The 23,873-nt window shown below is 68.4% G+C and carries 15 protein-coding genes and 2 pseudogenes; 9 read left to right on the top strand and 8 right to left on the bottom strand.

Features of this window, described 5'->3' with window-relative positions:
- Positions 1-24: 24 nt before the first annotated feature.
- The 7 genes and pseudogenes from ACZ6TD_RS37685 to ACZ6TD_RS37655 all read left to right on the top strand — a co-directional run.
- Complete coding sequence (locus ACZ6TD_RS37685) at positions 25-234, top strand: hypothetical protein (RefSeq protein ID WP_471345287.1); 210 nt, start codon at positions 25-27, stop codon at positions 232-234.
- A 19-nt stretch (positions 235-253) separates the two neighbouring features.
- Entirely contained in the window at positions 254-1,258 is a 1,005-nt protein-coding gene (locus ACZ6TD_RS37680) for a LysR family transcriptional regulator (RefSeq protein ID WP_471345285.1), read from the top strand.
- Between the two features lie 225 nt (positions 1,259-1,483).
- The gene (locus ACZ6TD_RS37675) at positions 1,484-1,624 is read left to right on the top strand and encodes a hypothetical protein (protein WP_157856976.1); all 141 of its coding nucleotides are present in this window, start codon (positions 1,484-1,486) and stop codon (positions 1,622-1,624) included.
- 35 nt (positions 1,625-1,659) lie between these two features.
- A complete protein-coding gene (locus ACZ6TD_RS37670) occupies positions 1,660-2,001 on the top strand; it encodes a PadR family transcriptional regulator (RefSeq protein WP_471345283.1) in 342 nt (113 codons plus the stop codon).
- Entirely contained in the window at positions 1,998-2,954 is a 957-nt protein-coding gene (locus ACZ6TD_RS37665) for a hypothetical protein (protein ID WP_471345281.1), read from the top strand. The genes ACZ6TD_RS37670 and ACZ6TD_RS37665 overlap by 4 nt, the downstream gene beginning before the upstream one ends.
- Before the next feature lie 193 nt (positions 2,955-3,147).
- Positions 3,148-3,960 carry a phosphatase PAP2 family protein gene (locus ACZ6TD_RS37660; protein ID WP_471345279.1) on the top strand — a complete coding sequence of 271 codons (813 nt, stop codon included), beginning with the start codon at positions 3,148-3,150 and terminating at the stop codon, positions 3,958-3,960.
- 278 nt (positions 3,961-4,238) lie between these two features.
- Positions 4,239-4,502, top strand: a pseudogene (locus tag ACZ6TD_RS37655) (pentapeptide repeat-containing protein); the annotation flags it as partial.
- Positions 4,503-4,626: 124 nt separating this feature from the next.
- Here ACZ6TD_RS37655 and ACZ6TD_RS37650 read toward each other — a convergent pair.
- The 4 genes and pseudogenes from ACZ6TD_RS37650 to ACZ6TD_RS37635 all read right to left on the bottom strand — a co-directional run.
- Positions 4,627-4,749: pseudogene (locus ACZ6TD_RS37650) on the bottom strand (IS110 family transposase); the annotation flags it as partial.
- A 514-nt stretch (positions 4,750-5,263) separates the two neighbouring features.
- Positions 5,264-5,650 (bottom strand): VOC family protein, encoded by a 387-nt coding sequence (locus tag ACZ6TD_RS37645; RefSeq protein ID WP_020867395.1) that lies wholly within the window; start codon positions 5,648-5,650, stop codon positions 5,264-5,266.
- Between the two features lie 10 nt (positions 5,651-5,660).
- Positions 5,661-6,569, bottom strand: coding sequence for an LLM class flavin-dependent oxidoreductase (locus ACZ6TD_RS37640; RefSeq protein WP_471345277.1), 909 nt, complete (start codon positions 6,567-6,569; stop codon positions 5,661-5,663).
- A gap of 140 nt (positions 6,570-6,709) precedes the next feature.
- Entirely contained in the window at positions 6,710-7,447 is a 738-nt protein-coding gene (locus ACZ6TD_RS37635) for an SDR family oxidoreductase (protein ID WP_471345275.1), read from the bottom strand.
- Between the two features lie 147 nt (positions 7,448-7,594).
- Here ACZ6TD_RS37635 and ACZ6TD_RS37630 point away from each other — a divergent pair, with 147 nt between their 5' ends.
- Together ACZ6TD_RS37630 and ACZ6TD_RS37625 are read left to right on the top strand one after the other, a co-directional pair.
- Positions 7,595-8,059, top strand: a complete 465-nt coding sequence (locus tag ACZ6TD_RS37630) for a MarR family winged helix-turn-helix transcriptional regulator (RefSeq protein WP_471345273.1) — start codon at positions 7,595-7,597, stop codon at positions 8,057-8,059.
- Between the two features lie 590 nt (positions 8,060-8,649).
- A complete protein-coding gene (locus tag ACZ6TD_RS37625; protein ID WP_471345271.1) occupies positions 8,650-9,294 on the top strand; it encodes an integrase core domain-containing protein in 645 nt (214 codons plus the stop codon).
- 154 nt (positions 9,295-9,448) lie between these two features.
- On the opposite strand, the gene ACZ6TD_RS37620 is transcribed toward ACZ6TD_RS37625, so the two are convergent.
- The 4 genes from ACZ6TD_RS37620 to ACZ6TD_RS37605 are packed head-to-tail and all read right to left on the bottom strand — an operon-like array spanning position 9,449 to position 23,860.
- Entirely contained in the window at positions 9,449-10,786 is a 1,338-nt protein-coding gene (locus tag ACZ6TD_RS37620) for a condensation domain-containing protein (protein ID WP_471345270.1), read from the bottom strand.
- Positions 10,783-15,957 carry an amino acid adenylation domain-containing protein gene (locus ACZ6TD_RS37615; RefSeq protein WP_471345268.1) on the bottom strand — a complete coding sequence of 1,725 codons (5,175 nt, stop codon included), beginning with the start codon at positions 15,955-15,957 and terminating at the stop codon, positions 10,783-10,785. The genes ACZ6TD_RS37620 and ACZ6TD_RS37615 overlap by 4 nt, the downstream gene beginning before the upstream one ends.
- Positions 15,912-21,797, bottom strand: a complete 5,886-nt coding sequence (locus ACZ6TD_RS37610) for an aminotransferase class III-fold pyridoxal phosphate-dependent enzyme (RefSeq protein ID WP_471345266.1) — start codon at positions 21,795-21,797, stop codon at positions 15,912-15,914. Before ACZ6TD_RS37610 ends, ACZ6TD_RS37615 begins: the two co-directional genes overlap by 46 nt.
- Positions 21,794-23,860, bottom strand: a complete 2,067-nt coding sequence (locus tag ACZ6TD_RS37605; RefSeq protein ID WP_471345264.1) for an AMP-binding protein — start codon at positions 23,858-23,860, stop codon at positions 21,794-21,796. The genes ACZ6TD_RS37610 and ACZ6TD_RS37605 overlap by 4 nt, the downstream gene beginning before the upstream one ends.
- Positions 23,861-23,873 lie beyond the last annotated feature (13 nt).

The raw sequence follows: 23,873 nt of genomic DNA, 5'->3' as shown, positions 1-23,873 counted from the left end.
GGAGGAGGGCGTTCAGCTTGATGTGTGAGCGAAGAACTGAACACTCGTCTGATGGCACTCTGCACGGTGATCAACGATCAGGTGGTCGTATCCAGTGCCTGCCGTGGCCGTCAGCCGTTGTTGTCCGCCACCCCTGTGCCCTGCGGCATGCCGCGGGAAACGGTCAAGCGCTCGGCGCTGGCCGGGCACGCCGACAACGGCTCCTACGCCGCCGGACCGCAGGCTCAGTCATGATTGCCACATCCACCCGAGTATGCGGCAAGAGGTGGAGCCATTGCCGATCCCTGACCTGACGCTGCAGCAGCTTCGCGCAGTCCGGACACTCGCCGCATCCGGCAGTTTCACGAAAGCAGCCGCAGCAGAGCACATCTCTCAGTCAGTCCTCAGCAGACGGATCAAGGAAGTCGAACGTCTCCTGCGGGTGCGGTTGTTCGACCGAACCACTCGGCAGCTCGACATCACGGCCGCGGGGCATGCCTTTCTCCTCATGACGGGCGCCGTCCTCGACGACATGGACATGCGACTGAGCCGCTTCATGTCGTACGTGGCGGCCCAGTCCGGAACCATCGCCGTAGCCGCGCTTCCGTCGCTCGCGGCGGCTGTGCTGCCGGACATGATGCGCGGCTTCATGCTGGATCACCCCGAGGTGGAGTTCGAGATCATCGACGGTGCCGCGGATGAAGTTGTCGAACGCCTCGAAGGTGGGACTGTCGAACTCGGCTTGACCGCCCACGGTGACCTGCCGGACGGCTTGTGCTTCACACCACTGCTGCGGGAACAGTTCTACGGCGTCGCGCACCACAGCCATCCTTGGTCGGCGCAGAGTTCCATCTCGTGGGCGGACTTCAATGGTGAGACCGTGGTCGCAACGCGGCCCGGAACCAGCATCCGAGCGATCACCGACGCTGCGTTCAGCAGGTACTCGATCTCGGTGAGCCACCACTTCAATGCCTGTAGCGCGGCGACGATCCGCGGGCTGCTGCGGGCCGGAGTGGGCGTGGCAGCTCTGCCGGCCTTTGAGTTGCAGGGTTTCGGTCTGGATGATCTGGTCGCGGTACCCATGGATTCTCCGGGAGCAACCAGGGTCACCGGCGTGATGTACCACTGCTCTCAGAACCTCTCGCCCGTCGCGGCTCGCTTCTTGGATTTCATGCGCGCCACCGAGATCGATCCCCCGCGAGGAGTCTCCCTCGTTCACGAGGGCTACACCGGCGAACCAGGCACATTGAGCCACGCGGGGGCGCAGCTCGCAGAATGAGGTCGGCGATCGTCTCGGGCCGGGTGGTGCTGCCGGGTGGCCTTCGGCATGCCTGAAGGGTGTCAATACCCCGATCAGGCCGCTGATCGGGGTGTTTCTTGTGGCTGGAGAAGTCGTTGGGGTGGCGTGGTGTGGTACTCGTTGAGCAGACCACCTCACCATCGGGCTGGTCCATGGAAGATTCAACGGAGGCGAGTCGGGTCCGGCGGTCACGGCGGGAATGACATGCCTCCCGGACCAGGTCGCGGTGGGCATCCGTCAACGCCGCGCGGGGGCGTCGAGGAGACCGCCGTCGCGCCCGCCGGCCGGGAGAGGGTGACGCTCGCCGCGGGCGTGGAGGCGCTGCCGATGATCACCCAGGGCTAGCAGATATACTTCGTAGCTCGATATATATTCGACGCATGACACGCCAGAACCCGTCCTTGACGGAACCGCAGTACTTCATCCTTGCTGCGCTCATGGATGGACCGTTGCACGGTTACGGCATCATCAAGGCTGCCGAGCGGGCCACCGACGGGCGGCTCCGGATCGCTGTCGGCACTCTCTACGGCGCGCTGGAGCGGTTGGAGCGGGCCGGGCTGTTGGCCGCCGGCCATGAGGAGATCGTGGACGGGCGGGCGCGGCGCTACTACCGGCTCACCGAGGACGGCGCCGAGACGCTCGCCCGGGAGGCGCTGCGGATGCAGCAGGCGGCGGCTGTCGTCATCGGACGCTCGCGAGATGCCGGAGCGGCCCCGGCATGAACCGTTTACTGCTTGCGGCCTATCCCAAGTCCTACCGTTCCCGGCAGGGAGAGGAGTTGCTGGCCTGCCTGGCCGAGGCGTATCCCGGCCGTGCCTGGCCCCCGCCGCGGGAAGTTGCCGCCTTGGCGTGTGCCGGGGTGCAGGCCCGCGCCCGTGCCGTCGTCGACGACGCGGCTCGTCCGTGGTGGCTGGACGGCATCCATCTGGCCGCCCTGGCCCTCGCCGCGCTGGCGCTGGTTCCGTACCTACAGGACGTGTGGCACTGGGCACTGCACATCGACCCCGGACAGCACGCCATCGCCTTCCACTTCTCCGGCTGGTATCCGTGGGCCGGAGGTCCCACGCGGATACGGCTACTGCCCTACGGGCTGCTCCCGCTGGGCTGCCTGATCGCTCTGCTGCGTGGCAGAGCGTGGATCGCGCTGCCGGCCGCGGCAGCCATGATCTGGGCCGGTGCCACGCCCCACGGCCGCGCCCTCTTCGGCAGCGAGGGCAAGGCGGGCTTGAGCTACTACGGGTTGGGCGCCCCGCTGACGGCCCGTGACCTGGTGCTCTCGGGGACACTGTGCGCCGCGTGCGCCGTGCTGGCGCTCTGCCGTCCCAGCCGCCTGCGACGCCACTCCTACCGCTGGCTGGCCCCTGTCGTGCTCGCCATGTTCATGGCCGGTGGCCTGCACATCATCTCCGTCAGTCCGGCTTTCCAGCGCGGCTTGTTCGTCCTCGAAGTCACCGCGCTGCTCGGCGCGTGGGTTGCGACGGCAGCCACCGGCGACCACCGGTGGCTGATCCCCGTCGCGGCGGTCGCGATCGTCCGCACGCAGGCGATCGTCGTCCAGCCGGACGCGTTCATGCAGTCCTTTCCGGACCTGGTCGTTCTCCTCCTGCTGATCGCGCCCCTCCCCGCCCTGGCGATCACCGCCCAGCGCCGACAGGGGCAGGCACTCCCCGAATAGGAGCGGACCCCCGGTGGGCCGGCCGAGCCCGGCGGCCCACGTCGTGCCACAAGACGTGCGTGACCCAACCCCCCTCAACGGAAGAAACAGAGCGATGACTCAGCACGATTCTCCGGCCCTGCCCGCGCACCGTCCGGGGGGCTCAAGGCAGGCCCCCGCCGACCCCAGCCCGTCGCGTACGACACGGCCGTGGATGCCGGCTCTGCTGTACACCCTGGGGTTCCTGACGGTCTACCTGCTCGCCATCTGCACCCCGTGGGGGCAACGAGCTGAGAACGCCCTGTTTGGTCTCGGCAAACAGGGTGGCGAAGAAGCATGGATCTACCCCCTGTCAGGAGCGGCCTACGGCTCGACGCCCCTGCCGCCGATGGAATTGAGCGCCAAGCCCACCCTGATGGTGGGCCTGGCCGTCATCGTGATCCTCACCCTGGTGCGGCGGTGCTGGTGGCCGGGGTGCGCGGCGCTCGGCGTCGTCATTCTCACGACCGGAGGCAAGGAGGTGCTCAAATCGACCCTGCCCCGCCCCGATCTGGTGGGCGCGCCCGAGAATCTCCTTGATCAGGGTTTCCCCAGCGGGCACACCGCCATCCCCGCCGCGCTGACTCTCGCCGCCGTCCTCGTGGTTTCCCCCCGCATCCGCCCCTACGTCGCCACGGCCGGTGTGCTGTGGCTCGCCTGCATCGCCGCCGCCAGCGCGACCATGGGCGGCCACCGGCCCAGCGAAGTGCTGGGGGCCACACTGTTGGCCTGTGCCTGTTACGGCCTCGCAACCTGGCTGCTGCCGCCGGCCGCCGCGCCAGGCGCCACGCGGAGCACCCGTGCGCTGCCCGTCATCACCTTGACGGTGGCATTGGCCATCGCCCTCGTTTCCGGCGCACGGAACGACACCCTCACAAGGTCACTGGTCTCCGCGGCGACGGCCTTCATATGTGCGGCCCTGGTCTGGTACGCCGCAGTCGGGCGGCCCGCACACACCGCACGCCGCACACGCCCCGCACTGCGCTGACCACGCGGCCGGCTCCGGGCGGGAACCGGCGCATCCTGGCAAAGCCGCGATCCGATGCCACCTCCCAGTCGTAGAAGCCGTCGACGCCCGAGCGGGGATGCGCTCCCGCCCGGCGTGTCCTCCCATAGTCCGGTCAACAGGTCTGTGACGCCCCCCAGCACACACAGTGACTGCAACGACGCTTGGGCAGCAGTACTCGCGTAACGAAAGTCAGCGAACCGAGGAGATCGGGTGACTACTGCCAACCACATTCGGGATGCTGCGGGCGCTATTAGGAGCTGCGACTGTGGAGGGTCGGCCGGGCCTTGGCCGTCACCTTCGTTGCTGCGGTCGTGGTCGCGAGCGGTGTCTTCTACGGTTTGGCGGTCCTTCTGGGCTTCCGGGGGATCGACAGCACCGCCAAGCTCGACGCGAAGACGCTTTTCGACCTGGTGAAGCTCTCCTTCGGAGTGGTCGCCGGGGCCGGCGCGCTCGTCGCCCTGGTCGTTGCCTACCGTCGCCACCGCGTCGACGAGGTAGGCGCTCACCGGGAGGCCACCCGGAGTCAAGAACACACACCGGGCACCCCGCTACGCCGTCGGCAAGACCGTCAAACGCCCCGAGACTCTCAAGGCCATCGGCAAGCCCGGAAGATCTTGGTAGATAAAGAACTTCCCAATGACGATGTCAAGCCGCTGTCGTTACGGTTGGTAGAACCGTGTAGCACTCTCCGTCTCGGAGCATGGCCCACAAGACGTTGGCTCGTCGACGGGCCAGAGCGAGCAGGGCTTGCTTGAGCCCTTTCCCCTCGTTCTCGGCGAGCGCCGCCGCGTTCCTCACCTTGCGGTTCTTCAGCCAGGTTCCGATGCGCCTGGCTCCGCTGCGACGGATCGAGGCCGGCGCTTGGTAGCCGGTCAGCAGCATGATTGGACCCTTCTTGCTCAGGTTCAGCATGTGCTCCAATGCGGGGAAGAACTCCAGCAGTTGTGCCCTCAGCCGGTTGGTCTGGCGGGTCCGGTCGTTGACCAAACCACGCAGTGATGGTGTTCCTTGCCGATGTCCACTCCAGCCCAGATCTGGGGCACGGGTCACCTCCGCCAGCTCGTCATCACACCTCGATCCCGCAGACGACCTCGCCGACGTTGTCCTGCACAGCGATCGAGTCGCGTATCCCCCATTGGCGGTCGAGTCGTCGCGGGGCTCCGGGCGGCCAAGTTCTTTGAGCCATCCAACGGCGACAAGCTCACAGCCATACCCGGAACCCCTGGGTCCGCCGATCTTACGAAGGACCAGCTCAGACCCACGCTTGGAAGGTAGGACAAGCTTAGCTGTAGGGCGTGGTGATGAACTCGGCCAGGACCGTGCCGCCGGGGTCGAGTGTGTACAGGCCGCGCCCGCCGAATAGGTGGTTGATCTCGCCTTCGCGGATCTTGACCGGGTTCGGCCAGAAGGGGACGGAGTTCTTCTTGAGGCGGGCCAGGATCGCGTCGAACTCTTCGTCGGTTACGAGGAATGCGATGTGGCTTTCGTTGATGCGGTCGGCGGGGACCAAGTCGTCGGCGAAGTCGATGCCGACGTTGTTTGATGTGTTGACCTGCGTGAACCGGCCGTAGTCGAAGGGGGCGGGGGCGGCCATCAGGTCGGCCAGGAACGCAGCGGACTCTCGCCGGTTACGGCAGTGGACGATGAAGTGGTTCAACTCGTTCGGCATCTTGGTTCCTTCAATGTGCGCGGTCCGGCGCCCTGGTTGCGCTGTTCGGGGAGGTGAGTTTGTCCCCGAGGATGTCGGCGAGCAGGTCGATCTGCTTGGGGTCGGTGTCGTTGCCCACGAAGACGAGTTCGTCGAGTCCGGCTGCTTCGTGGGCGGTGACGGTTGCGTGGATCACGTCGGCGGTGGTGGCCGCTGTGTCGATGACGGTCCGGACGTAGTCGGGGCCGGCGAAGGCGTAGTAGTCGTTGACGGCGCGGGCGAGGGATCGGTGTGCGTGGCCGCCGAGGGCGAACATCGCCGTGGCCCTGGTGCGCGGACGTCCTTGCCTGCCGGCCTCCTTCCAGCGGCTGTGGAGGCGGGTGGCGAATGTGATGAACTCGTCGATGTCTCCGCCGGTTCCGGCGATCCATCCGGTGCCGTGGGAGGCGATACGCCGCAGCGTCGCCTGTGATGCGCCGCCGAACCACAGTGGCGGCCCTCCGGGGGTGACCGGGGCCGGACCCACCTCCTCTTCACCCCGCCAGATGGCGGTGACGCGTTCCACCAGTGTGTCCAGGGCACGCCCTCGAGTACTGAAGTCCAGGTGGCTCGCCCGGTAGTCGTCTTCGCGGGCTCCGGGAGCGAGACCGAGATGCAGCCGTCCGGCGCCCGCGATCCGGTCCAAGGTCGCCGCGGCCTTGGCGAACAATGCGGGGTTGGTGTGCAGCGGGGCCAGCAGCACGCTGGTGACCAACCGGATGCGTTCGGTGGCCCCGGCTGCCGCGGCCAGGGTGATCAGGGGTTCCGGAGTGGACCAGGCCAGGCGGTCGCTGGCGATCAGCGAGGCGAATCCCCGCTCCTCGGCCCGCCGCGCCCACGTCACCAACGTACGCTCCTCGACTCCGGTGACATGACCCGGCAGCCCTACGCCTATCTCCATGTGCCGTGTCTCTTCCTCGATAACGGACCGGGTGGTGCGTGTCCTTCCACCGCTGCCGCCGGTGCTTCGTCGACAGCAGCGGAAGGCGTTGCCCGCCCGGCCTCATGACGTGCGTCGGGGTATTTTCAGTTTTCGGTGGCTCAGCTTTTGAGCGTGCCGCCGTACTCCTCCGGGACGAGGTCGGCCTGCTCGGCGCCGCTCCTGATCAGATCGAGGATTGTGTCGGCGGCGCCCTCGGGCGACTGGGGTACCAAGCCGCTGGAGCCCTCCATTTTCAGCGCGCCTGCGACGTCGCCGCGAACCGTCCTGACGAACTCGGTCTCGGTGATCGACGGGAACATCATCGACACGGCGATGTTGTCGTCGGCGAGCTCGACGCGGGCGATAGCCGAGAGCTTGGCGAGGGCGGCCTTGGAGGCGGAGTATGCGCCGGATCCGGGCAGCGACGACCAGATGATCCCGGAGCCCACGTTCACGATGGCCCCGGCTCCCTGCTTGCGCATCTGCGGAAGGACGGCCTGCGTCGCGGTCAGGGGTGCGAGGAGGTTGAGTTCGAGGACGGCCCGGAAGTCCTCGGGGTCGATGGCGTCGACGGTCGCCTGCAGCCCCTGGCCCGCGTTGTTCACCAGGACGTCGATCCGCCCGAACTTCTCGATCGCGGCTTCTACGGCCGCCGCGACCTGGACCCGGTCCGTCACATCGCAGGGCACGGCCAGGGCCACGGACTCGCCGAGTTCCTTGGCGAGCTGTCGGATGCGTTCCTCGCGGCGAGCGAGGAGCACCACGCGCGCACCGGCGCGGGAGGCGGCGCGTGCGGTGGCCCCTCCGATGCCTGACGACGCTCCGGTCACGAGCACTACGGCTCCGCTGATGTCCATAGGGGATTCCTCATCCATGAGTCGGTGGATTGCCTGAGCAGCGCCACGGCCTTCGAGCAGCGCCACGGCCTTCGAGGCGCGGGGGCCGTCCGCCATTCAATGCTATCAATTGACAGCTATCAAGCAATAGGAATGTATCCTCGTGGCATGAGCGACGTCAAAGCCGCCAGTCTCCACGAGCTGGCCGACCTGGTCTTCGCCGTGGCGCGGCAGCTTCGGCCCCCGGCGGACCCCGCCTTCGAGCCGTGCACGCCGATCGAGATCAGCGTCATGCGGTTCATCCACCACCACCCCGGCACGTCCGCGCGAGCCGCGTCGGAGGCGACCCTGCTTCCGTCGAGCAACTTCAGCCGGGTACTGCGCGGCCTGGAGAAGAGGGGGCTCGTGGATCGCGTCGTGGACGACCGCAACGCCCGAGGCGTGCGCCTGTACCCCACCGAAAAGGCCCACCAGAATCACCAGATCCTCCGCGACAACTGGGACCGGACCCTCCGGGGCATCATCGACGACCCCGCCACCATCGAGATCGTCAATGCCACGCTCCGGCGAATCGAGGATGAACTCATAGCCCGGCGCAGCGGGACGGACGCCGATGGCGCTCAATCCGACTAGCCTCGGGCTTTCGCGCGCCCAGCAGACTGGAGGTCCTGATGTTGTAAGTGATCTTTGGTCGTAAGCTCGTTGTCGCCTGCCGATGGGAGTCCGGTCCGGGTAGCTGCCAGGAGGCCCGGTAGCGGACTGGCGGCCTGCGGACAGCTGCCGTCGGAAGCTGCGCGTCCTGTAACCGGGTGCACCCCGGGAACATGTTGAAGTAGGCCGTGGTCACTGACCTGGTGTTCCGACCTGATCGGCGCCCTTGTCCGCCTCGCCGGTGTGGACGTGACCGTGCACGCGCCGCGAGGCCGCCGGTGCATCAAGCCCAGCATCCCCGGACCCGGACGCCCGGCAGGCTCCCGCCATCCGCCGCGATCCTGACGAAAGCACCGAACACGGCAGGACGCTTGAAGATCGCCGACGGCGTACAGGTCAGACGAAAAGCTCGGGCAGGCTGACAAACCCCGTCGGAAATAGCGCCGGAGTGTGACAGCCGCACCGGGCTAGGGAAACGGCGGACACCCGGTCTGCCGTCCCAGGGCTCGCTGACGCAGAGTCAGTCGCCGTCGGGCGGCAGTGGCCCGTCGTACGCATTGAGGATCGCCGAGATGAATGCCCAGCTGGCCCGAGAACTGCTGGCCCGCGCCAACGCGACCGCCGTGCACGACCGGACCGAGGACGAGGACAGGATCGCGGGCGCCGCCGCCGACTTCGCGGGCGGCCAAGGCGGGCAAGTACGTCACCGCGTCCCAGCACCAGGAGATCGACCGCTGGGTAAAGCGTGCAGAACACGCACAGGCTGGCGCCCGCACCCGACCGCGGCCTGGACCACCCAGCAAGCCCGCAACCTCGCCACCGACCTCGGCATACGCATGGACTCACCGCGCTTCCTCATCCGAGACCACGACAGCGAGTACACCGACGCCTTCGACGCCGTATTCCAAGCCGAGGACATCGAGATCATCAAGACGCCGGTCCGCGCGCCGAAAGCCAACGCCCACTGCGAACGAGTGATCGGCACCCTCCGCCGAGAAGCCCTCGACCACATACTCATCCTCGACGAAGCTCACGCCCGCCATGTCCTGGCCGAATACCAGAGGCACTACAACGCACACCGCCCCCACCGAGCCCGACGCCAACTACCTCCCCAGGCCCACCAACAACCACCTCCGGTCCTGAAACCCACCAGCCGACGAGTCATGCGTACCCGCATCCTCGGCGGCGTGATCAACGAGTACAGCTATGCCGCTTGACCAGGAGCGACGATTATTCGAGCCCCACACCGTACACGGCGCGCACCTCCTCCCACCAGGACGGATGAGGTTTTCGGCAAGAGCACCGCCACACTCCGGCCAACCAGTGGAACTCGCAGGTCGGACAGCGAAATCCGGCTGGAATACGAGGAGTTCACTCAGGCCGCTTACTGATCGTCGGCGGGGTCAGGCGGGCGAGGATCGACACGTACTCGTCGGCCAGGGCCTCCACTGTGCTCGCATCGAACAGGTCCAGGGAGTATGTGATCCTCCCGGTCAGCCCGGACGCTGTCGTCCCGAGAGTGAACTCGATGTCGTGGCGGGTGGTTACGCGATCGAACGTCACGGCCGATGTGCGCAGGCCCGTCAACCGGGGAAGGCTCCCGGCGCCGCCGTGGACGGCGGAGACATCCATGATGCGATTTTGGAGCTCCAGCCCAGCGCGCAGCTTTGGGCGTGCGTCACCGTCCTCCGCGCGCAGCCGGGCGGCGATGTCGTCGAAGGAGACATCTTGATTGGCGAACGCGCCCAGAACGCTGGTGCGTACCTCGTCCAGCAGGTCGGGAAAGTCAGCGCCGGGCGCTGCGGCCGACCGGATGGCGAGCGTGTTGACCATGGAGGTCACCAGAGCCTCCCGCTCCGGTGTGGTCCGCCCCGAGACGATCGTGCCGACCGTGATGTCGCTGCGGCCCGACCAGGACCGCAGCAGCTGGTGGAAGCCGGCCATCAGCGTCATGAACCGGCTCGCTCCCCGCGCGCGTCCGTATTCCGTCAGGCGGGTCGTGAGGCTTTCGGGGAGAGCGAAGAGGTGTCGCCCGGCCCGCGCCGACCGATCCGGCGGCGCCGGGCGATCGCCGGGAAGCTCGTGCCAGTCGGCGCCGGTGAGCCGCTCCCGCCAGTAGCGGAATTGTTCGTCCCATGCGCCCTGCCGTAGCGCGCGTTGCTCGTCCCGGATCAGGTCACCGTAGTCGTACGGCAGCGGCGGCAGTATTCGCAGCGGATCCACGCCGCGCGTTGCCGCGGCGTATGCGACCTCCAGCTCACGCAGGAGCACTGCGACCGCCCAGTCGTCGAAGACCACATGGTGGCCGACGCAGATCAGGAGGTGCTCCTTGTCGTCGATCCGCAGCAGCGCGGCACGGAAGACCTCCGCCGTGAGGTCGAACGCGCGCCACGCGTACTCCTCGGCGTACGCACGCGCGCGCTCCGCGTCGCCGGTGAAGTCCTTCTCCTCGACGGCGAACTCCTCCGGCCGGTGCACGGTCCGGCGTACCTTCCCGTCCCGTCCCAGACCCAGCGAGGTGCGCAACGACTCGTGCCGGGACACGAGACACCTGATGGCTTCGCGTAGCGCCGCGGTGTCGAGCGCGCCGACCAGGCGCAGACCGATCGGAACGTTGTACGCCCCACCGCTGCCCGGCAATTGCTCCGCGATCCAGAGCCGTCGTTGGGACTCCGAGGCCAGTCGCTGGGTCACGCCGACGGCTGTCACTGTCGTTCTCCTTCAGCACCCGGACCGGAGCTCCCCACCCCGAGCCGGTCCGGCACCGACTCCGCGAGGCGAGTTACGTACGGCTTCCGCATCATCTCGTAGTGGTCGGCAGGAATGGCCCGGGTCGCCAAGTCCCCGCCCGTAAGGTCCCGCCACCACGCCGTCCGGCGGTGTCCGTCCTCGTCTGCGCTGTGGACGTACGTGATCGGGCCGGAGTAGGACGACGGCGACCAGCGTTCGAAGGCGCTCAGGTGGGCCCGGAAGAGCTGGAACTGACGTTCCAGCCGGTCGGAGCCGACATCAGCGAGAAGGCCGGCGGCGTCCTCGCCGGTGCTTCCCAGCAGGTCGTGCTCGAAGGCATCCCGGAGCAGCCTCTCTTCGGCCGGCCGGGAAGGATCACCCTCCGGTACGCCGCTGTCGACCACGACCAGCAGCTCCACCTCGTCACCAGCGGATTCCAGCTCGGCCGCCATCGTGTGGGCCACAGCGCCGCCGAAGGACCAGCCGAGCAGCCGGTAGGGGCCCTTGGGCTGCGCCTGTCGCAGGTCTGCCAGGTACCGCTCGGCGATCTCCGCGACGGTGGGCGAGTAGTCATCGGCGGCCCGCGAAGGGTCGGCCGCGAATCCGTACACCGGGTAACCGGTGGAGAGCTCCTCCAGGAGGGGTCGGTAACAGACCAGGTCGCCGCCTACGGGATGCACGAGGAACAGAGGAGTGCCGTCGCCGCCGGGGCGCATCGGCACCACCGCGCCGATCCGCTCCGGTTGGGCGGTCGTCCCGCTGAGGATCGCGGCCTGCTGGGCGATCGTCCGCGCTTCCAGCACCATCGGCAACGGCAGGTCCACGCCCAGCCGCGTGCGGATCTGCCCAACGAGTCGCAGCGCGAGCAGGGAGTGGCCGCCCAGTTCGAAGAAGTCGTCATGGACCCCGATGGGCCGTCCGGGAAACAGCCTCGTCCAGATGAGTGCCACGCGCTCCTCCGCATCGTCGCGGGGCGCGACGTGGTCTTTGGCGCGGCCGCCGAATTCCCGGCCGAACGCGGTCAGCCGTTTGCGATCGGTCTTTCCGCTGGGGGTGAGGGGCATCTCCGGAAGGGAACGCCAGACCGAGGGGATCATGTATTCCGGCAGCAATGGCAGGAGGTGCGAACGTAGGGTATCGGCGTCCGGCTCGTTGGCACCGGCCGGTACGACGTAGGCGACCAGGGTCTCGTCCTCCAGGAGTGCGGCGCATTCGCGGACGGCCTCGTGGGCACTGAGAACCTGCTCGATCTCGCCCAGCTCGATACGCATGCCGCGGATCTTGACCTGGGAGTCCTGACGTCCCCGGTATTCCAGGGCACCGTCGGGCCGCCTGCACACGAGGTCGCCGGTCCGGTAGAGGCGGACCTCGTGGCCGTCGGGATCCGTCCACACCGGGAACCGCTCGGCGGTGAGGCCGGGGCGGCCGTGGTACCCCTCGGCCAGCCCGACGCCGGCCAGGTGGAGCTCGCCTGTCACACCGACCGGGACGAGGGCCATCCGCTCGTCAAGGACGTAGGACCGGATGTTCGCGATCGGGTACCCGATGGGCACCGGGCCGTCGCCCGGCTCGGAGCAAGGCCACCACGTCACGTCCACCGCAGCCTCGGTGGGCCCGTACAGGTTGACCAGACCGGTCCGCCACCGGCTCAGCACGCGGTCGTGCAGATCGCGGGGAAGCGCCTCGCCACTGGAGAAGACCCGCGTGACGGGTGCCAGGTCTGGCAGATCCTCGCCTTCCGCATGGTCGAGGAACGCGCGCAGCATCGAGGGGACGAAGTGCACGACGCTGATGCGTTCCCGGCCGAGGACGTCCAGCAGGTATGCCGGGTCCCGGTGGCGGCCGGGCTCGGCCAGCACGACGACCCCGCCGTTGAGGAGTGGCCAGAACAGCTCCCAGACCGACACGTCGAACGTGGTCGGGGTCTTCTGCAACACCCGCTCACCGGGCTGGAGCGGATATTCGTCCTGCATCCAGAGCAGGCGGTTGACGATCGCCCGGTGCGAGACCACCACGCCCTTGGGCTGCCCGGTGGAGCCGGAGGTGAAGATCATGTACGCGGGATCGCCCGGCACGCAGCCGTCAGTCCCGGCTTCCGCTTCGGGTGCCTGGTCCACGTACGCCACCGTGACGGATGTGCCGGCGAATATCTGTGCCGCGTCCGGGGTGGTCAGCACCACGGCCGGGCCGGCCTCCTCCAGCAGGGCCCGTACTCGCTGGTCGGGGTCGTCGCGGGAGATGGGGACGTAGGCCGCGCCGCTTTTCAGGACGGCCAGCAGCGCGATCATCAGCTCCGCCGACCGGTCGAGGTGTACGCCTACGAACCGACCCCGGCCCGCGCCGAGCGAGCGCAGCCGGGAGGCGAGCCTGCCGGCCGCGCTGTCGAGTTCGCGGTACGTCAGAGTCTCGTCGCCGGCACGTACTGCCTCGGCGTGGGGCGAGCGACGCACCTGCTGGTCGATGAGGTGGTGCAGGACGTGGTCGCCAGGGTAGTCGCGGCGGGTGTCGTTCCAGCGTGCGAGGTCGGCGCGTTCGCGCTCGGGGAGCAGTGAAGTGTCGCGGAACGAGGACCCGGGGTGGTAAGCCATCGCCCGCAGCGCGGCGAGGTAGTAATCCGCGATCCGCTCGACCTGCTCGCCGGGAAACTCGGGCCCGTGCCGCAGCCCCATCATCAGCGTCTCCCGGGACTCGTCCAGCGAGAAATCCACCCCGAGGGCGAAGTCCGTGTTCGCCACCCATCGCTCGTCGAGGATCTCCATGCCCGCGAGCTGATCGTCGGCGCCGAGCACGGGGAAGTTGGTGTAGTTGAAGAAGCTCTCGAACATGGGACCGATGCCCAGCGACTGCTGGATGACGGCCATCGGGAACCGTCGGTGATCCTGGATGCGCATGTCGATGCCGGCGATCTGCTCGATCAGGTCTTCCCACGAGCCCTCCCCGAGACGGGCACGCACCGGCAAGGTGTTGAGGAAGACACCGAGGACGGCGTCGCCCTCGGTCTCCTCGACCCTGCCGTTGTAGACGACCCCGGTCAGTATGTCGTCGCTGCCACTCAGGACGCCGAGCACCCGGACGTGGGCCGCCAGCAACAGAATCCGGAGCGGCACCCCGAGCATGTCGGCGAGGAAGAGCAGCTCCTGCGACAACGCGTCCGGGACGGCGGTCTCTCGGAATCCCATCGCGGCCGGGTCTGCGGCGCCGGGCCATCGGGGAAGCCTGGTGGCTTCCGCCCCCGCCAGCTCGGCCTGCCAGAACTCGTGGTGTGCCGAGTCACGCAGCGCCGCCAGCTCGGCGGTGACATAGGTGCGAAACCTCGATCGCGGCGGCGCCTCGAACCGCGCCTCCCCACCTGACGCCGCCACGAGGTACCGATTCAGGAGCTCGGCGGTCATCGAGCGCTCGCTCCAGCCGTCGAGCACGGCGTGATGCGCGATCACGAACAGCTGGAAGACGTCGTCAGTCAGCCGCTGAAGGTGGAAGCGGATCAGCGGCGGGAGCCGGGGGTCGAACGGCCGGGCGAGTTCGGCAGTGAAGCGGGCGTTGGTCGCGAGCACATGGTCCTTATCGCTCAGGTCGCGCAGATCCTCCGTGCTGACCGGCAGGGGTACCGCGCGGTGGACGAGTTGGAGAGGCGTGTCGTAACAGTCGGTCTCGAACGACGTACGCAAGATCTCATGGCGTTCCAGCAATGAGGCGATCGTGTCGCGCCAGGCTGTCTCCGAGAAGGCCGCGTGGAGCCGGTAGCTGGACACGTTGTGATAAAGCTGGCCGCCCTGGCCGACGGCATCCGCGGTCAGGCGGCTCTCGTAGACCATGCCGAGCTGCAAGGAAGTCATGGGATAGGCGTCCACGACATCGTCCGGCAGCGCGGACAGGTCAATGTCGTCGAAGCCGGTGTCCGGATCCCGCGGCGCGTCCGCGCCGGTCTGCTCCGTGGGGACCAGGACCAACGGCGCGAGCTGCCGGACGGTCTGTGCGCGCAGGAGGTCGGCGACGGTGAACTCGTACCCCTCGTCGCGGGACCGCGCGACGATCCGGAGGCTCTGAATGGAGTCGCCGCCCAGCGCCCAGAAGTTGTCGTCCACGCCGATCCGGTCGCGGCCGAGAACCTCGGACCAGACACCGCAGAGCCAGCGCTCCACCTCGGACAGATACGCGGAATCCGTTGCGTCGGCGTCCATGCCTTCGGTGTCGGTCCGAAGCAGGTGCAGGTCCGTGGTGACCAGTCGCGGCTGGTTCCCGCCATACCGGAGGGACCACGCTCGCAGCGAGCTCATATCCGGCGCCTGCTGGCCGATGACGACGAGACGCAGGGTGTTCAGGGGATCTTCGGCCGCATCGACCTCGATCAGCTCGGCGAACGCGGACGGGGTCTGGCTGAGGACGGTGACACCCGTGTCCCGCAACAGCCGGTGAAACTCCGGGGTAACGCGGCTCGTTTCGGAGGGCACGACGACGAGTCGGCCGCCATGCATCAGGGCGCCCCAGATCTCCCAGACGGAGAAGTCGGACGCGTACGTGTGGAAAAGGGTCCAGACGTCGCGTTCGCTGAGCTCCAGCCATCGCGCGGTTGAGTCGAAGAGCCGGGTCAGGTTCCGGTGCTCGATCCTTACGCTCTTGGGCGTGCCGGTCGAGCCGAATGCGTGGATGACGCACGCAAGCCCGGTGCCGTCTACGCCGGTGGGCGGCGGGTCGTCGGACAGAGCCTTCAGGGCCGCCGCGTCGCGGACCAGGTCGACGACGAGACCGGGGAAACCGTCCGCGGCGCCCGTGCCGTCCGCGCACACCAGGTGGGTGAGGCCGGCATCCTCGGTCATGTGCGAGAGTCGCGTCGGCGGGTATACGGGATCCAACGGAACGTAAGCCGCCCCGGCCCGCATGATTCCCAGGATCCCCACCAGCAGGTCGGCCGTCCGGCGCATGCTGAGTCCGACCAGCTGCCCTGTACGGACGCCCTGCCCGCGCAGGTGCCGGGCGAGTTGTGCGCTCCTGCGGTCCAGATCGCCGTAGGTCAGAACGTCGTCGGAGTGGATGACGGCGACGGCGTCCGGGCGCGCGCCCGCCTGCTCGGCGAACCGCTCGAAGCACAGCTCGGAGAGGACACTCATCGGCGGCTGCTCCGGTCCGTCTTCGTCCCGGCATCGGTGCATGGAATCTCCTCACCGGTAAGGCCCTGTCCTACGTTCTCGCGCCAGCGTTCCCACAGTTGGTCCACGTCCGTCGTGGGGACCTCACCACGGTGAATGATGTCGACGCGTACGTCGCGTCCCGTGGGGATGATGTCGAAGAACAGGTCGTATTTCGCTTCCGGGACATCCGGGACGAAGAAGGTTCCGGTGGACGTGCCCAGTCGCGGCTCCGGCAGGGTGGGATTGAGGTTGAAGCAGACAGAAGTGAGCCTGGCGCGGGTCTGCCAGATGTCCGCGACCGCTCCCTCCGCCCGCAATGCCTCCAGCACCACGTCCAGCGGGGTGACGGCATGGCGGAGATCCTCGGTCAGGTCCCTGCGCGAGCGGTCGAGATGAGTTTCGAGGTCTCCCGCTGGGCCGGTGCTGCGAACCGGCACGTAGTTGACGAGGTGTCCGACCCAGGACGCCTCCTGCTCACTTGCGCGCTGGTCGACCGGGACGGCCACGATGAGGTCGTCACGCCCGGACACCTCGTGCAACGCCGCGGTGAACGCGCCGAAGGCGGCCACGAAGGGCGTGCACCGCAGGCCGGGGCAGCGCGCGGTGAAGTCCTCCCATTCGTCGCGCGCGAGCTGGTACGTACGCCGGACCGGCTCCGACCCGGCGGCACGGGTCTGCCAGACCGGGGACGGGGCGTGCCGCAGCCGTTCCCGCCAGTGGGCGATGTCGCCGTCCGCCGTCCGGGAGTCGTGACCGGGCTCGGGGCGCACGGCGTCGCCGCGCCACGGCTCACCGTTGTACGCCGCCGCCACATCGGCGATCACCGTTGCGATGGAGGTCCCATCGAGTGCCAGGTGGTGGCCCGAGACGACCAGGACGTGCCGGTCATGCGGCCGGCTCAGCAGCAGCGTACGGAACAGTTGGTCCCGCCCGAGGTCGAAGGGGAGCCGGGCGAGGGCGTCGATCTCCTTGCTGATTTCCGCGTCGCCGGTCACCGTGGTGTGGACAGTCGCCGCCGTGGCGTCCCCGACGATCAGCTCGGTGCCGTCGGGCGAGGGGACCGAGCGCAGGGCCGGGTGCCGCTCCCGCACTGCCGCGACGGCCTCGACCAGCCGCGGCGTGTCGATCGGCCCGCGGAATTCCAGGGCGAAGGTCTCGTTGTAGGCCACCGATCGCTTGCCCAGGTTCTGGCAGACCTGCCACAGCTCCTTCTGCTGGGCCGACATCGGCAGGCGTGCGGGCGCCGAAGCCGCCGAGTCCGGGCGGCCCGTGCTGCCCACCGGGAAGAAATCCGCCCGGGCCAGGGCGTCGAGGTTCCGGTCGACGGCTTCGAGGAAGAGTTCCACATCGCTGTCGGTGTGCTCCGTGGAGAGGAAGAAGGTCCTGCCCTCCCAGACGTAGAGTCCCTCGGCGAGGAGGCTGTGGTAAAGCATTTCAAGGGCCAGCGGCTGATAGAGGTTGGACATGCCGCCGTACTGGAAACGCCAGAGCGAACCAAAGGAGACCACGGAGTAGGGCAGACCGCGGCGGTTGAACAGGTCCTGCGCGGCCGCCGTGAGCCGGCCGGCTCGATCGTTCACGGTGCGGTAGAGCGCCTCGCCCTCGCTCTCGAGGTGGGTCAGCACCGCCTCCGCGGCGACCATGGCCAGCGGGTGTTTCTGGAAAGTCCCCCCGAAGAGGGTTGTCTCGGCGTAGGGGGCACTGTCGTCGCCGTATGTCCAGTTGCCGCCGTCGAAACCGTCCATGATGGACTCCCGCCCGGCGATCGCCGCGATCCCGAGACCACCGCCCAGGACCTTGCCGTACGTCGCGAGGTCGGGCTTGACCCCGAAGATGCCTTGCACACCACGGATGCCTGCCCGGAAGCCGGTGATCATCTCATCGAAGATGAGGACGGTTCCGATCGTCTCGGTGAGGTGACGCAGGCGACGCAGGAACTCCACCGGCTGGACCACGGGATTGCGCGCCTGGACCGGCTCGACCAGGACGGCCGCGATGTCCTGCGCGTGCGCTGCGATGTACTCCAGCGAACTGTCGTCGTCGTACGGCAGGATCACGACGTCCCCCAGCGCTCCCGTGGAGATGCCGGGCGAGATGGGCACCACGACCCCGGCCTCCCCGCTGCCCCGGCCGAGCATGCCGTCGGTGACCCCGTGGTATGACTTCTCGAAGTACACGACCTGCCGCCGCCCAGTGGACAAACGGGCGAGACGGACAGCGCCCATGACGGCTTCCGACCCGGTGTTGGTGAAGCTGACCCGGTCATGACCCGTCAGGCGGCAGAACTGCTCGGCCACCCGGTAGCTGACTTCCTGCTGCGGGCCGAGGGAGAGCGACCGGCGCACCTGCCGGGCGACGGCATCCTCGACGTACGGCGGGTTGTGACCGAGGAAGTGGGTGCCGAAGCCGAGACAGAAGTCCAGGTACTCGGTGCCGTCCGGATCCAGGAAGCGGGCGCCCCGGGCCCGGTCGACGACAATGGGGAAGTTGAGTTCCTTGAGCTCGGGACGGAAATTCGTCCATGTGCGGCTCTCCACCAGGTGCCGGCGGTACTGGCCGGCGAGTTGCTTCGACCGAGGGCTGCGCTTCTCGAGCCGACGCGCCATCTCGTTGATGTGGTCCTGCTGCGGCCGGCTCAACGTGCTGCCTGCCGGAACGGCACTGTAGCTGTGGCGGGGCCGGGATGCTTCTCGCGGTCCGTTCCGCTCCCGGGCCGCGACGGCGGCGGCCTGCGGGCCCGGGACTTCTCGTCGCGTTCCCGGGGCTGTTGCTCGCGGGTCTGAGAGCAGTGCGAGCTGCTGCCGCATGACCTCCAGCTGATCACGGATGACGGTGCCGACCAGTGAATTGTCCGAGGGGAGCGGGGCCACGGCCGGAAGCTCGATGTGCGGCTGAGCCTCCGGCTCCGGCTCCGGCACGGCGCGGGGCGGCTGAGACGCCGTCTCGGCGAGCGCTGCCGCGAGGTCGCCGACGGTGGCGTACTTCTCGAACAGGTCAGCGGCGCTGAACGACGTGCCGTACTGCTCGTTGAGGACGGTCACCAGGCGAAGCAGCAGGATGCTGTCGGCACCCAGTTCGAGAAAGCGCGACTCAGCGGAGACGGACTCCCGGGGATATTTCAGGGCCTCGCTGACCCGTTCGAGAATCGCGTTGTGCGCCCAGTCGTGACCTACAGCCATGAGCTGTCTCCCGCCCGATAGTGTGGCGTCCGATACGGCACCGGCGTCAGGCAGCGCCCAGAACCGTTGGTGGTGGAACGGGTAAGTGGGGGTGCCGGGGAAGAACGTCCCGCCGCCGCAGACGGCATCCCAGTCCAGGTCGGCGCCGCGCTGGTAGAGCTGCGCGACCACGCCGCGCGGGCCCGAAGCGGGCTCGTCCGGCGGATATGCCCCGTGTACGACGTCGGCCTCCGCGAGGGTGGCGCTGACCGGCGCCCGCAGAGTCGGGTGCAAACCGATCTCCAGAAAGTTCACCAGCCCCCAGCCGGCGGCGGACTCGACGGCCTGGCGGAAACGCACGGGACCCGCGATGCCTGCCGCCCAGTGGGCCGTGTCGAGCCGAGCCGTCGGCAGCATGCCGCCGACGATGGAGGAGAAGAAGGGTACGCCGCCGGCTCCCGTCGCCATTCCGGTGCCGCTGCGCGCGAACGCCGCAGCCGCGCCGGCCATGGCCGGACTATGGAACGCGAAGGAGTCGTGCACCGAGCGTACGTGATGGTCGTCTGCCGTCAGCGCGCCGGTCAAGCGCTCCACCGCGTCGGACGGGCCCGAGACGACAACGCTGCGTGGGCCGTTCTCGACGGCCACCACCACGTCGCCGGATCCCTCGGTGAGGTAGGGAGCAAGGTCCTCGGGCGCGGCGGCCACCGCGATCATGCTCCCGGGGGCCGGGTCCTTCTGCATGGCGCCGCCGCGCGCCAGGACCAGGGCCGTGGCCGCGTCGAAGTCCAGCAACCCGGCGACGTGCGCGGCGGCGGCCTCACCGGCGCTGTGCCCCACCACCGCGGCCGGCTTGATCCCGAAGGACTGCCACAACCGGGCCAACGCGGTCTGAACGGCAAAGAGGGCCGCCTGCGCCACATCGGTCCGGTTCAGGACGGCGGAACCCGGCTCCGGCCCGTTCCTCAGCAAGCCGTTCAGGGAGATGCCCAACGCCGTGTCGAACACCAGGGCGCACCGGTCGAGCTGCTCGACGGCCACTGGCTCGTCGTAGAGTGCCGGAAAGCCGCCGGATAAGTCCTGGCCCTGGCCGGAGAAGACGAAAACGGTGTCGCGCCAGGGCGACTTGCGGTTTCCCGCGTACGGCGTGCCGGTGAACGTCGCCAGCTGATTCCGGAGGTCTCCCGGGTCGGCCGCCAGGAACGCGGCGCGCACCGGGTGATGCTGCCGCCGGGCCGCCGCGCTGTAACACAGGTCGTGCACGCGACCGGGTGAGCCTGCCAACTCGTCGACCGAGTGCAGGTAGCGCTCCACCACCCGGCTCAGCCTTTCGTCGGTCCGGGCCGACAACGGGAGGAGATACCGGGCCGGGCGGGTCGCAGGGCCGGCCGGCCCGGCCGGGCGTCCTTCCTCGACGATCACGTGCGCGTTGGTACCGCCGAAGCCGAACGAGCTGACGGCGCCGATCCGGCGGCCGGCCGGCTCCCAGCGGTGCGGCTCCTGGGCGATGACGAGCCGAGTGCCCGCCAGGGGAAGGAGCGGGTTCAACTCCTCGGCGTGCAACGTACGGGGCACCCGCTGCTCGCGGAGGCACAACAGCAGCCGGATGAGCCCCGCCATCCCGGCCGCCGCCTCGGCATGCCCCAGGTTCGACTTCACTGAGCCGACGAGGCAGTGGCCCGCGTCATCCGACGGCCGGCCGTATGTGGCGGCCAGCGCGCCGATCTCGATGGGATCGCCGAGTGGGGTGCCCGTACCGTGCGCCTCGACGTAGCCCACCTCGGCCGGGTCGACACCGGCGTCGGCGAGCGCCTGCCGGATGACCGCCTCCTGGGCCGGTCCGCTCGGCGCCGTCAGCCCGTTGCTGCCGCTGCCGTCCTGGTTGACGGCGGTGCCGCGGATGATGCCGACGATCTCGTCGCCGTCCCGTTCCGCACCGGCCATCGTCTTGAGCACCAGGACGCCGCAGCCGTCGCTGCGCACGTATCCGTCGGCGTCTCTCCCGAAGGTGCGGCACCGGCCGGTTGGCGACATCATGCCGGCCTTGGAGACCGAAACCCACATGTCGGCCGCGAGTACGAGGTTGACGCCCGCGGCGATCGCGACATCGCTCTCGCCCGTTCGCAGGCTGCGGACCGCGAGGTGAACCGCGACCAGGGAGGACGAGCACGCGGTGTCGACGGCCATGCTGGGGCCGCTCATGCCGAACAGGTACGAGAGCCGGTTGGCCACGATCGAGGCGGCCTGACCCGTGGCGAAGTGTGCGTCGACTCGATCGAGGTCCCGGCCGACCATCCTGCCGTAGTCGCTGCCGCTGACGCCGACGAAGACCGCGCCGCGGGCCAGCCGGGGGCTGTGCCGGAACAGCCCGGCGTGCTCCAGCGCCTCGTGCGCCGTCTCCAGCAGAAGACGTTGCTGCGGGTCGATCTGTTCGGCCTCGTGCGGCGTGATACCGAAGTAGTCGGCGTCGAATCCGTCGATCTGGTCGAGCACGCCCGCCCAGCGCGTCGCGATCTTGCCCGGTTGCCCGGGATCCGGCGAGTACAGCTCGGCGGTGTTCCACCGGGATGCGGGCACGTCGCCCACGGCGTCGGTCCCCTCCTGGCAGAGCCGCCACAGGTCGTCGGGGCTTGCGACACCGCCCGGGAACCGGCAGGCCATGGCCACGACCGCGATGTCGTGCTCTCCGGCATCGCCGGTCATGCTTCGGGCTCCGCCCGGGAGATGGCCGTCGCCAGCTTGTCCACAGTGGGGTGGTTGAGGATCACCGAGACCGCCACCGGCCGGCCGACTATTGCCTCCGCCGCCTGGGCCAGCTGCTGTGCGCCCACCGAGTCGAGGTTGTAGTGCGAGAAGGGCTGGTCGTCGCTGATACTGTCCGCCGCGGTACCCACGACGCGTGCCAAAACCATGCGGAGAGCGGGCTTCAGCAGCTCCGCCGGGATCGAGGGTTCCAAGCTGGGCTGCTCGGCGGCAGCGGTCGTGGCCGACTGACGCAGGGCCGCCAGGGTGACTTTGTCATACGTGCCCTCGGAATAGCGTCCACGGCACTCGCGGCGCTGGATCTTCCCGCTCGACGTCTTCGCCAGCGTCCCCCGGCGGAGTACGACCACGTCGTGCACCGAGATCTGGTGCGCCGCCCAGACCGCGTCCCGGACTTGCTCGGCGAAGGGCCCGGCGCCCGGATCCCGCAGCACCGGCCCGCCCACCTCGACCATGAGTACCAGCTTCTCTTCGTCCTCGTGCTCTACCGAGAACGCGGCGGCGCAACCGCTGGTCAGCGAGGGGTGCATCATCTCGACGAGGTATTCGAGGTCCTGGGGATAGTGATTCTCTCCCCGGATGATGATGAGGTCCTTCGCCCGCCCGGTCACATGCAGCTGTCCTTCGTGGAGGAAGCCCAGGTCGCCGGTCCGCAGGTATTGCCCGCGCTCCTCATGCCCGTCGATGACGGCATGGAACGTCTCGCGCGTCTCGTCCGGCCGGTTCCAATAGCCCTGCGCCACGCAGGGTCCATTGATCCAGATTTCGCCGATCTCGTCCGCTCCGAGCAGCCGCCTGCTGACCGGATCCACGATGCGCACGTCGGTGGTCGGTTGCGGCGACCCGCAGCCGACGGAGCTGACGGCGCCAGGCGCCTGTGGATCGACGTGTACCACCTTTCCCGCCAGCAGGTCGGCTCCGGAGAGCCACCTCGTCGGGGGCAGGAAGCTGGGGCGCGCGGCGGTCGCGAAGAGTGTGGCCTCGGCCAGGCCGTATCCCGGATAGGCCGCCTCGGGGCGGAATCCCGCAGGTTCGAAGGTCTCGGCGAAGCGCCGCACGGTGCTGAGCCGGACTGGTTCGGCACCATTGAGGGCCAAACGCAGGCTGGACAGGTCCAGACCGTCGATATCTTTGACGGTTCGTATCATCAACTCGTAACTGAAATTCGGGCCCACCGTGTATGCCGCACGGTAACGAGTAATGACCTCCAGTAACCGCCGCGGGCGCCGGATGAACGCCTCGGGCGGCATGAGATAGGCCGGCGCGTCCAGCGTGAAAGGCATGACGACGCTCAGCACGAGTCCGAGGTCGTGGAAGAATGGAACCCAGGAAGCGATTCCGCCACCCTTTTCAGGTTGCATGACGGCAATCAATTCGTCCGAGAATCGCAGCAGGTTACGATGCGACACCATCACGCCTTTGGGGCGGCCGGTCGATCCGGAGGTGAATTGCAGCAGCGCGAGGTGTTCCTCGTCGATGACCGGTGGCGTCCAGCCGTCGCCGGCTCCCTCGTCGACCGAGTCGGTCTCAATGAAGGTGAGACCGCGCAGTTGCTCGGCGGCGGAGAGCTTGAGTAACTGCTCGTGCGCCGCCCGAGACGTCAGGACGGTGGTGGTGCCCGCAGCCTCGGCCACCAGAAGTAGCCGGTCGACGTCGTGCCTGCTCTGCGGGAATTTGACGGGACCACCCACGACCCCGGCGTAGAGGCAGGCCGCGAAGCCGCGGATGAACTCCGGCTCGTACGGGTAGGCGAGTACCACGACCTGCTCCGCCAGCCCGGCCCGGGTCAGGAACGCGGCCCGATCACGGGCCGCGCGGTCCAGGTCGCGGAACGTGGTCCGCTCATCCACCCGCTCGCCGTCGTGCATGAACTCGAAGACCAGCCCATCGGGTTCGCATAATGCCCTGGTCTGTACTGCCTCGGCGAGGGAACGAAATGGGATAGACGTTTCGTCGCGCCGCCCGGGTGACTTCAACTCCATGGCCGAGTGCGAGGCATTCATGTCGCTGCCAACC

It is taken from the genome of Streptomyces yongxingensis (assembly GCF_055597465.1).
Note: the sequence above shows the minus strand (reverse complement) of the source record. Positions and strands in the feature narration are given on the sequence as shown.

What these genes read in the sequence shown, in the direction of transcription:
- ACZ6TD_RS37680 (WP_471345285.1), top strand. Translation starts at nt 254, where the DNA reads ATGCGGCAAGAGGTGGAGCCATTGCCGATCCCTGACCTGACGCTGCAG.
- ACZ6TD_RS37675 (WP_157856976.1), top strand. Translation starts at nt 1,484, where the DNA reads ATGCCTCCCGGACCAGGTCGCGGTGGGCATCCGTCAACGCCGCGCGGG.
- ACZ6TD_RS37670 (WP_471345283.1), top strand. Translation starts at nt 1,660, where the DNA reads ATGACACGCCAGAACCCGTCCTTGACGGAACCGCAGTACTTCATCCTT.
- ACZ6TD_RS37665 (WP_471345281.1), top strand. Translation starts at nt 1,998, where the DNA reads ATGAACCGTTTACTGCTTGCGGCCTATCCCAAGTCCTACCGTTCCCGG.
- ACZ6TD_RS37660 (WP_471345279.1), top strand. Translation starts at nt 3,148, where the DNA reads ATGCCGGCTCTGCTGTACACCCTGGGGTTCCTGACGGTCTACCTGCTC.
- ACZ6TD_RS37645 (WP_020867395.1), bottom strand. Translation starts at nt 5,650, where the DNA reads ATGCCGAACGAGTTGAACCACTTCATCGTCCACTGCCGTAACCGGCGA.
- ACZ6TD_RS37640 (WP_471345277.1), bottom strand. Translation starts at nt 6,569, where the DNA reads ATGGAGATAGGCGTAGGGCTGCCGGGTCATGTCACCGGAGTCGAGGAG.
- ACZ6TD_RS37635 (WP_471345275.1), bottom strand. Translation starts at nt 7,447, where the DNA reads ATGGACATCAGCGGAGCCGTAGTGCTCGTGACCGGAGCGTCGTCAGGC.
- ACZ6TD_RS37630 (WP_471345273.1), top strand. Translation starts at nt 7,595, where the DNA reads ATGAGCGACGTCAAAGCCGCCAGTCTCCACGAGCTGGCCGACCTGGTC.
- ACZ6TD_RS37625 (WP_471345271.1), top strand. Translation starts at nt 8,650, where the DNA reads ATGAATGCCCAGCTGGCCCGAGAACTGCTGGCCCGCGCCAACGCGACC.
- ACZ6TD_RS37615 (WP_471345268.1), bottom strand. Translation starts at nt 15,957, where the DNA reads ATGCACCGATGCCGGGACGAAGACGGACCGGAGCAGCCGCCGATGAGT.
- ACZ6TD_RS37610 (WP_471345266.1), bottom strand. Translation starts at nt 21,797, where the DNA reads ATGACCGGCGATGCCGGAGAGCACGACATCGCGGTCGTGGCCATGGCC.
- ACZ6TD_RS37605 (WP_471345264.1), bottom strand. Translation starts at nt 23,860, where the DNA reads ATGAATGCCTCGCACTCGGCCATGGAGTTGAAGTCACCCGGGCGGCGC.